Source organism: Microbacterium sp. LB12 (assembly GCF_037150835.1).
Classification (GTDB): domain Bacteria; phylum Actinomycetota; class Actinomycetes; order Actinomycetales; family Microbacteriaceae; genus Microbacterium.
Genome location: NZ_JBBCPF010000022.1, coordinates 1 through 8,342, shown reverse-complemented (window position 1 = coordinate 8,342; position 8,342 = coordinate 1). Strand labels below are relative to the sequence as shown.

Genomic DNA, 8,342 nt, shown 5'->3' with positions numbered 1-8,342 from the left:
ACAACACCGTGCGACGCCACTCGGCGCTGGGCTACCTCACCCCGGCCGACTATGCTCGCCACTGCACCCACGAAATGAAACCCGACGACTCACACAGAGACCGGACCTAACAACGGGGGCGGCCCAGTAGCCAGAGTAGGCTGTCATCCCGCTCAGAATCCTGAGCCCAAGGTTGAAGGTCTCGGATTCGTTTGAGAAACACCGAAGGTACAGATTCAAGCGCCCTCGATCGCTTTCGCCACTCGTCTTGGTCTGCTGTGAGGGGGAATGTGACTTGTGTAGGAGTCTTAGGCTCAGCCCCGTCAAGTGTTGCCAGGGCCCAGATCACGGTGTCGAAGACGCTCCGAAGGTTATGCAGCGTGTCGCCAAGGATGAGCGACCACTCATCTATGGGCGGTGGGGTGAGCGTCTCCAGACGGAACTGAATGGTGTGATCATCTATCTGGTGAAGTCGCGCAAGCAATGTTTCAGAGGCTGACCACTCGTCGATTCGCCCGCGTAGCTCGTTAGCGAGGTGCACAGCGCGGGCAAACTTCATTTCGGGACGGTTGGTGAAGTTCACTCCGGCGCTGAGCACCCGCTCTCGCCCTGTTCTCGACGAGCTTGCCCCTGGACTGTCGACATCAGCGTCGTGCGTTTCCGCCATGCACCCAGTATCCAGTAATACTGCCTCGGCCCTGGCTCCCACTGGATGGTCGAACTGGCCGAGCCGGCTCACAGCCAGGTAGCGACTCGTCACCACCTGCGCACTGCAAGGAGGTAGGGTCGCGGTATGTCCCCGGCGCCCGAGCACATCCTGGAGGCTTCACGTCGAAAGGTTCGAAAGTTCCTCAATAGAACCGGACCTGGCCTCGGTGAACCCATCACTGCGTTGCGGGATGAGGAAGGACGTATCCCCGTCTTCGAGTTCGAATGGGAGCAGTCAGCAGACGACGATGACTGGCACCTCGCGAGCATCAATCAGCCTGGTCTGAGCAAACGCATGGTCGATTCGACGATCGTCGAGTGCCGCGTCTTCTTTACCGAAAGCGAGGACTGCTATGTCCCTGGTGTCGTCAACGCACTCCAGTCCCTGCTAACTGCTGAGCAAGCACGTGCGCGACGACCCCTCAAAGATCATGTGGCACAGGTCGTCACCGGCTCACGCATTGGCGCTTCCGGACCTCTCTTCCACTCCGGCCAACTGGAGATGGACAATGGCTTGGGGCCAGGCCAGCTCCTCGGCAGCGATCTCATCGCCATGGACTACATCTATGGCATAGCACTCCACGAAGACGACGATCGCCTCGCCCGACTGGACAACGTCAACATGAACTCAGCGCTCCAAGCCGTTATCTACCACTTCAACGATCTGCTCCACATCATCGCCAATGTGCGTGCGCAGATCGAACACGACCTATCCCAGAACTACTTCACGCTTGACTCAAACGCCATGGGCGTTCCGAATCCTGGTTAGACGCGATCTAAGGCAAGTGAAGGTCGACTAACCCGTATGGCGAATCTCTTCCGGTTTGAAGTGCTCAACAAACAGCCGCCCCAGCTCAGCCCAGTTGTCAGCGGAGACCTCCACGTCTGAGTGGTGCTCGAGCGCCTCTTCGACAGACCAGTCTTGCGTGAGGTATGGCGCGCACCACTGGCTCTCGTCCCAGGCCGCGATGGCCCCCTGACGGCGTTCTGATTTGCCGAGCCCGATCCAGAACATGTTGCCCGGGTCGTGGCCTCCGATGCTCGGAAAGAGCCTCGCCTGCGGCCATCGACGCCAGGCGTAATTGAATGCGAATTCAAGCGCCACCTTCCGGCTGGTGACTGCCTCGACACCCTGAGCAAGCACGCCAAGAGCCATCCCGACAACAACGGTCTTGACTTGCTGATCCTTGCTTTGCGCCACGCAAGGATTCTATCGGCCGCTGCTGAGGCGCCGAGATTCGACCGTTTCACGAGTTCGGGCGATGACTAGCAGGACCACGCTGACCGGCCCGAGCACGACGAACGTCATACCCATGATCAAGCACCAGAGCAGCGGCAGGCTAAGCCATGCTGAGCCTCTGTCCTCGATGAGGACCTTGAGCAGGTTCGCGACAAGGAAGTAGGGCGCCGCGACGAGCATGGCTGGCACTCCCCATTTCAGACCGTCGCGGCGACGGATGCGTGAGATCAGTCGTAGGCCGGGCACGTAGCGGGCCAGGACGTAGTAGGTGCGGGTGACTCCAGCAAAGATGATGCGAAGCATGGTGTTCCTCTCGTAGCGCACGGCGTGAGGAGCGGCGCTTTGAGAGTTGCCCGGAGGCCTGCCCGAGGGGCTAAGAGTGTTATCGCAGGGGTTGCCGTTCCACTCCTACTGTACGTCTGTGTGTGCGGAAGCGGTACTGCTCCCGAGATCGGGCGGAGTCGTCGCGGCGCTCGTCGATCATCGAGCTTCCTGTCGCGAAACGAGATGCTGGCGGTCAGAGCGAGCGTCCTTGGGACAGTATTCGGGTGTTCGTGTTCGGCCGCGGAGGGCGAACAGTGAGGGTCCGCGCCCGCTGGAGAGCTTGCGCGGCGCGCGATCGATCGATCTTCTGTGCCACTGGACCTGGTTCCGGGCCGAGCGGGTCGGCGGTGGTGATCGCGTACCGGTCGCGGTAGGCGGCGACCGTGCGCGCTTGTCGGAGCCAGGTGCCTGTCTTCCGTGGATCATCGGGCCTGCCGCCGAGAGCCTGAACCCAGGGTGCTCCTGCTGTGAGGGCCTGTTCTGTGAGGGCACTGGCGCGTTCCTCTATGAGCTGGTGCCGTTGGGCGAGTGCATGGCGCATGTCTGACTGGTGGATGCCAGCAGCGATCGGGATAAGCCCGGCGATCAAGCGTGGAGTCGGCTGGCGCCGCCCAGCATGTGTGGGGCGTTCTGTCGCGGCGGCGAGTCGCCAGTGCAGTACGGAGGCGATGTCGTCGGCGTCGTCGAAGCCCCGCGCTCTCACGAGCCGCGGGAGAAGCCGATCAACGTCGTGGTGGTTCGCCTCGGCCCGGCGGAGTTCTGCGGCGAGGGCTCCGAATGCGTCGGAGTCGAGCACCGAGTCTGCTTGTGTGTTGGTGAGGCCGGAGGTGCGGATGAGGGTGGCCCAGCGGTCGTGTTGGGCTTCGGTGGCGATGGTTTCGTACTCGGCGGCGAGTTGACAGATCGACCCCCACTTCTCCTGCTCCCGCTCGATCGTCTCGTGCGCAGACAGCTCCGCCCAGGAGTGGTTCAGCACTCCGAACAGCACCCGACGTGCGGCCTCCGCTACGTCCGCGGCCTCGTGCGGGTGCCTGTGCGCGTCGTCTGGGGTGTCGACGGCGACGTAGGCGTAGTTCCCGTCCCGCCCGCGAGTCATGGCGACGTATAGGTTCTCCTTGGTCATTGACGGGTCGATCAGCACGTGCGAGGTGTCGACGGTGACGCCTTGGGCGCGGTAGGCGGTGACGGCGTAGCCGAGATCGAGGTGCTCGGCGACGTAGTCGGCGGGCAGCACGATCGAACCGCCACGGCCCTGGGTGGCGGGCCGGATCGTCACCGACCCGTCGCGCCGCACACGGGTGATGATCCAACGGTTTCCGTTCTGCGCCCACGCCGACCGTGAGCGGAGATCCCGGCGGTTCTTCCTTGTGATGACAACATCCCCGACCGCTGCGGTCGCGCCGCCGTCGAGGGTGACTTCGCCGCGGATCGGCTGCACGGTCCCTTGGAGGATGAGTTCGGTTCGTGCGCGGAGGTTCAGTGCGGTCATGGACTCTGCGGCGTCGGTGACGAGGATCGACGCGACCCCCACCTCACGGTCGGCACGCCACGCCTCATAAGCCAGAGCAGTCATTTCCTCGGTGTCGCCGCCGGTGATCCGGCCGGCGTCTTGGTAGGTGTCGATCACGTCGGTATTGCCGAGGCGCAGCCCGAGGGACGCGATCTTCTCCCACTCGTTCGCAAACCGGTAGATGGTGAACAGCTCCGGGGTGTCGTCGCGGTCGCCGGCGAGGAGCCCGAAGGCTCCGGCGGCTTCGACGGCTTGGAGCTGGGAGTGGTCGCCGACGAGCAGGACTTTCGCGCCTGCTTCTTCGGCGATGTTCGTGATGCGGTCGAGTGAGAAGGTGCCGGCGAGGCTGGCTTCATCGATGATGACCAGCTGCCCCGCCCGGAACGACGCCCGGCGCAGGTTGTAGAGCGTCCACCATCGTGCGGTGTTCTCCGTCTGGATGCCGAGATCGTCGGCTAGGACTTCCGCCGCGACCACCGACGGCGCCAGCCCCACCACCGACCCCGCCCCGTACTCGGCTTCCCATGCGCGGCGGAGTGCATTCATGGCGTTGGTCTTCCCGGTACCCGCGGGACCGACCAACATGTCGAGCACCCGCCCCGATACGGCGATCTTGATGAGGGCGTCGGCCTGGTCGGGGCCGAGCATCCGCCCGTCCCGATCCGGGGCGGCTGTGACCCGCTCGATCACCGCGAGCGGCAACGTCGGCCCGGTCATGGTGCGAGATCGCTCCATGAGACGCACTTCCGCTTCCAGGAGCTCGGTCGAGGAATACAGGGCCGAGTGGCGGGGTCGGAATGCGCTCGTGCCGTCCGGTCGTTGGAACCGTGCTGGGGGCGAGGCCAGTTCGGGTGGGGTGAGGCGCAGTGAGGCGCGTTCGGCTGCATCGACGATCATGCCGGTCACGGCCTCCCGATCCCGGGTCGACGCGAACCGGTATCTCATCGTCTGTCGGGCGGTCTCGGCGGTGAGGTTCCATCGGTGCCAGGTCGACCGCTTCGCCCCGACCGCCTCAACGACTTCGTGAGCGATGGCTTCGATCTCATCGAGCGGCACATCATCCGCACGCAGCAATCGCACCACGCCCGCGGGGATCGTCTCACGTGCCCATTCACTGGCATCGCGGCCGAGCTTCTTCGTGGTGCGCTTGCGCCATTCGGTGGTGAGGTCGGCAAGCGAGCGGACCTGTTTCTCAGGCCGGGTGGTGAGTGTGGCCTGGGCGCGGAGCTTGATGACCGTCGCCGTCGACGGCTGCCGCCCATACCGCTCTACGTACTCGGCGATGAGGTGATCCTTCTCCGCATCGATCTGATGGGCGCGGGTGGAGAACTCGAGCACGAGGTCTTCGGGCACAGTGGCAATCGCCCAGGTCTGGTTACGGTCCCGGCCCCGTTGGCGCGCTTCCCATTCGACTCCGAGGAGCCGGGTGAGGTGATCGGCGATGACCGCCTCGTGCAACTCCGAGAGCGCGACCGTCGCCGCGTGCATGGGCCGGCCGTCGAGCGACCGCCACTTCCCGTCGAGCACTGTGCGCACTTTGTTCGAGACCACCACATGCGTGTGCAGGTGCGGGTCGTTCGCACGGGAGTCGTAGTGGTCGTAGGCGGTCGCCGCGACCCCGAAGGTATCGACCTGGGCGACCGCGCCACCGTCGGCGCCGGTCGAACCGACCCGGGTAGCTGCGACCTCATGTTCCATGAACTCGATCACCTCACCGATCGCCGCATGATGCGCGTCGGCGATCAGCGCTTGCGTGCCCGCATCGGCGACCGCCCAGAGCACGGAGGCGGACTTGGGTAGGGAGAATGTGTAGTCGTAGCCCGCGACCGCCTTCCTCGTGCCACGTCGTCGTTCCTGTTCTTCGATCTGCGCGATGGCCTCAGCGCGGGAGGCGGGGCCGAGCTCGGGGTCGAGCGCTTCAACTCGCTCCGCGATCCGTTCAACCGGGGGCTTGTAGATCGGGTAGGCGCGGCCGAGCGGGTCACCGGTAACGGGGTCGCGGCCCATACCGATGAGGAGCTGAAGCTGCTGCTCCGACACCTCTTCGCCGAGCGTGATGCGGCCTTCGCCAAGTTGGGTGAGACCGGAGCCGAGCCAGCGGCCGGGCGGGGTTCCGGCTTCGGAATAGTAGCGAGTCAGCGGCGTCGAAAGGCTTCGGTCGCCATCGGCTGCGACGACCGTGCGCAGCAGGTACTTGTAGCCGTCGCCCGCGCTCATCACCCGCATCGAAACCGTCACGTCGAGTAGGTGTTCCCAGGCGCGAAGTAGGGCTGATGAGAGACTGAAGGAATGGATCTTGACGAGCTGCTCCGGGTGATGGATCGCGCCGCCGCAAACCTGGCGAAGCTTCAGGCGATCTGGGATCGCGCGCAGCCAATGATCCCTACTCGCCCGCAGCGCGGTACGAGCCGCGAATACGAAGACCTCCGGCGAGCATGGAGTCCACTCCTGGCAGGTCTTCCACCCATCGACGGGGTAACCGTCACCGAAGAGCTGCCCGACATCGACGAAGCCGGACAGTCGTTCATTGAGCTTTTCGAGATCAGTGAGCCTGCCTTCGATCTGATGAACCAACTCGAACTGCCAGGTCATCAACTCGATGAATACCGCTTCCGCCTTGGGCAAGCCCGACGGCGCGCAATCCACGACCGTCTGAATGAACTCACTTCCACGGTCAATGTGACTCTCACGCAGATCATCGAGTCGTTCGAGCCCGATTCGTCGGCCCGAGTGGAGGATCCCCGAACGGCCGTGGTGGCCGACTCGGTCAGCGAGATCGAGCGGTTGCTCGGCGATACGACTGAACGAAAGGGACGTTGGGGAGATCTGCACCGCCACCTCCACTTCGGGCAAGGGCACGACTGGCACGACATTGCGGAGATGGATTGGCCGTCAGTTCGCGCCGATATCGAGGCTGCAAGCCTTTCGGAGCTCGACCCGCTGCCCGTACCTGCGATCGATCTCGGTGTCGCAGCCTCAGCGCGACCGACCGGCGGCGCAAGCATCGGGCTCGACTGGTCAGTCATCGACGACGATGGATTTGAACGCTTGCTGTTCGACCTCTTGCGCGGCTTTCCTAGCTATCAGAACGTCGAGTGGTTGATGAAGACGCGCGCACCCGACCGAGGACGCGATCTGTCTGCTGAGCGGGTGATCAAAGACGATGGCGGAACGACGCGGACCGAGCGGGTCATCGTTCAAGCGAAGCACTGGACCTCGAAGTCAGTCGCTCCTGCCGACATCACGAACACACTGGCAGCGCTATCCCTCTGGGAACCACCGATCGTCCGGGCATTGGTGATTGCGACGAGCGGACGCTTCACCACTGACGCCGTTGCGATTGTTGAGAAACACAACTCTGACGGCAAGCTGCCGCTTATCGAGCTGTGGCCGGACAGCCGCTTGGAGACTCAGCTTTCGCAGCGCCCTGACCTGGTCGCCTCATACCAACTTCGCCCTTAGGAGATTGTCGGTCCGGTCGGACTTAGAACTCGAAGTCGAAGTCAGACCCAGAGTTCCCGGCCGTTGCTTCACCGCGATACAGGGTGACGAGAAAGGTAAGGATCGCACCGGCCATACGCACGACCATGACCGTTTCGGCATGCGCGATGTCTGGCTCTGCGTAGCGTCCGTGGCGAGCGCCCGGAAGCTGGTTCGAGTACGCGTAGAGCTTCTCGATCGCGAGTCGCAGCGGCACGTGGTAGCCGGGGCTACCTGGGAAGAGGTTGCGTGCAACATCGCCGAGGGTTGCGTGGGGCTTCCCCTCGATGATTTTTGCAACCGCCTCCAGCGCGTTGAGCGCGTCAGCCACGGCGCCTTCGAGGTTCGCGGGCATGCTGCGCAAATTGCGCAACGCATTCTGGTACTGCTTGCGCACGGTTTCGAACTCATCGGTCAAGGACGCAATCGCTTCGTCTTCGTCGTGCCGAGTCTCGAACTCGTTCGCGACGGGTTCGTAGAATTCGAACCGGCCATCGCGCATCTCATAGGCGATTCCGCTCCGCGACAAGGCTCTGTTCACCGACTTCTGCAGTTCCGCTCGCGACTGCCCCTTCATCGTTGAGGCCTCGGCTTCCAGCGCCTCATAGACATCGAGCCAGGTCATCTGATCGAGGAGAAGCCGTGCAGACTCATCGGCGTAGGTATCGCTCCAGATGTTCGCGTCGGGTAGCTGCTGGGAGTATTCACAGAGCTTTCGATGTGCGGCAAGCGGACTCTTCCCGTCACGGCTAACCGCATTCCACAGCACGAGACGCACTGCGTCGCTGTCTCGCTCGACCTGGGTGCGTTGCGGCTCAGGTCGCGTGTACCCAAATCGATCTGCGAACGACATCGTGCTCCTTGCTCTGTTCCAGCCGCCTGCTGTCCATTCTCTCCGAGCACAGCACGAACCCACCAAACCTCATCTGCAAGACGCGTGGAAGCTCTGAATTCGTCGGCAGGTTAGGCGGCGATGGGCCGACCCCGTGATGTAGGTCCAGTCGTTGTGTGAGTCGTCTTGATGCTCGCTGCTGCGGGCAGGAAGACTGGTCTCATCATGACGAACACGAGGAAGCGGCACACGCCTGAGCAGGTCGTGCG

Annotated in this window: 6 protein-coding genes; 2 read left to right on the top strand and 4 right to left on the bottom strand. The window is 63.4% G+C overall.

Annotation, left to right across the window (positions count from 1 at the left end; genetic code table 11):
• Positions 1–772 precede the first annotated feature (772 nt).
• Positions 773–1,456, top strand: a complete 684-nt coding sequence (locus tag WFM69_RS19080) for a hypothetical protein (RefSeq protein ID WP_337007397.1) — start codon at positions 773–775, stop codon at positions 1,454–1,456.
• A gap of 27 nt (positions 1,457–1,483) precedes the next feature.
• On the opposite strand, the gene WFM69_RS19075 is transcribed toward WFM69_RS19080, so the two are convergent.
• The 3 genes from WFM69_RS19075 to mobF all read right to left on the bottom strand — a co-directional run bounded on the left by WFM69_RS19075 (position 1,484) and on the right by mobF (position 5,987).
• On the bottom strand, positions 1,484–1,888 hold the full coding sequence (locus tag WFM69_RS19075; protein WP_337007395.1) for a hypothetical protein: 405 nt from the start codon (positions 1,886–1,888) through the stop codon (positions 1,484–1,486).
• A 9-nt stretch (positions 1,889–1,897) separates the two neighbouring features.
• Positions 1,898–2,230, bottom strand: coding sequence for a hypothetical protein (locus tag WFM69_RS19070; protein ID WP_337007393.1), 333 nt, complete (start codon positions 2,228–2,230; stop codon positions 1,898–1,900).
• A gap of 214 nt (positions 2,231–2,444) precedes the next feature.
• Complete coding sequence (gene mobF, locus WFM69_RS19065) at positions 2,445–5,987, bottom strand: MobF family relaxase (protein ID WP_442928454.1); 3,543 nt, start codon at positions 5,985–5,987, stop codon at positions 2,445–2,447.
• 654 nt (positions 5,988–6,641) lie between these two features.
• Here mobF and WFM69_RS19060 point away from each other — a divergent pair.
• A complete protein-coding gene (locus WFM69_RS19060; protein ID WP_337007391.1) occupies positions 6,642–7,223 on the top strand; it encodes a restriction endonuclease in 582 nt (193 codons plus the stop codon).
• 22 nt (positions 7,224–7,245) lie between these two features.
• Here WFM69_RS19060 and WFM69_RS19055 read toward each other — a convergent pair whose 3' ends face one another.
• Positions 7,246–8,094 (bottom strand): AbiJ-NTD4 domain-containing protein, encoded by an 849-nt coding sequence (locus WFM69_RS19055; RefSeq protein ID WP_337007389.1) that lies wholly within the window; start codon positions 8,092–8,094, stop codon positions 7,246–7,248.
• Positions 8,095–8,342: the final 248 nt, after the last annotated feature.

Coding starts and splice junctions, on each gene's coding strand:
- WFM69_RS19080 (WP_337007397.1), top strand. CDS start 773: ATGTCCCCGGCGCCCGAGCACATCCTGGAGGCTTCACGTCGAAAGGTT.
- WFM69_RS19070 (WP_337007393.1), bottom strand. CDS start 2,230: ATGCTTCGCATCATCTTTGCTGGAGTCACCCGCACCTACTACGTCCTG.
- mobF (WP_442928454.1), bottom strand. CDS start 5,987: ATGCGGGTGATGAGCGCGGGCGACGGCTACAAGTACCTGCTGCGCACG.
- WFM69_RS19060 (WP_337007391.1), top strand. CDS start 6,642: ATGGATTGGCCGTCAGTTCGCGCCGATATCGAGGCTGCAAGCCTTTCG.
- WFM69_RS19055 (WP_337007389.1), bottom strand. CDS start 8,094: ATGTCGTTCGCAGATCGATTTGGGTACACGCGACCTGAGCCGCAACGC.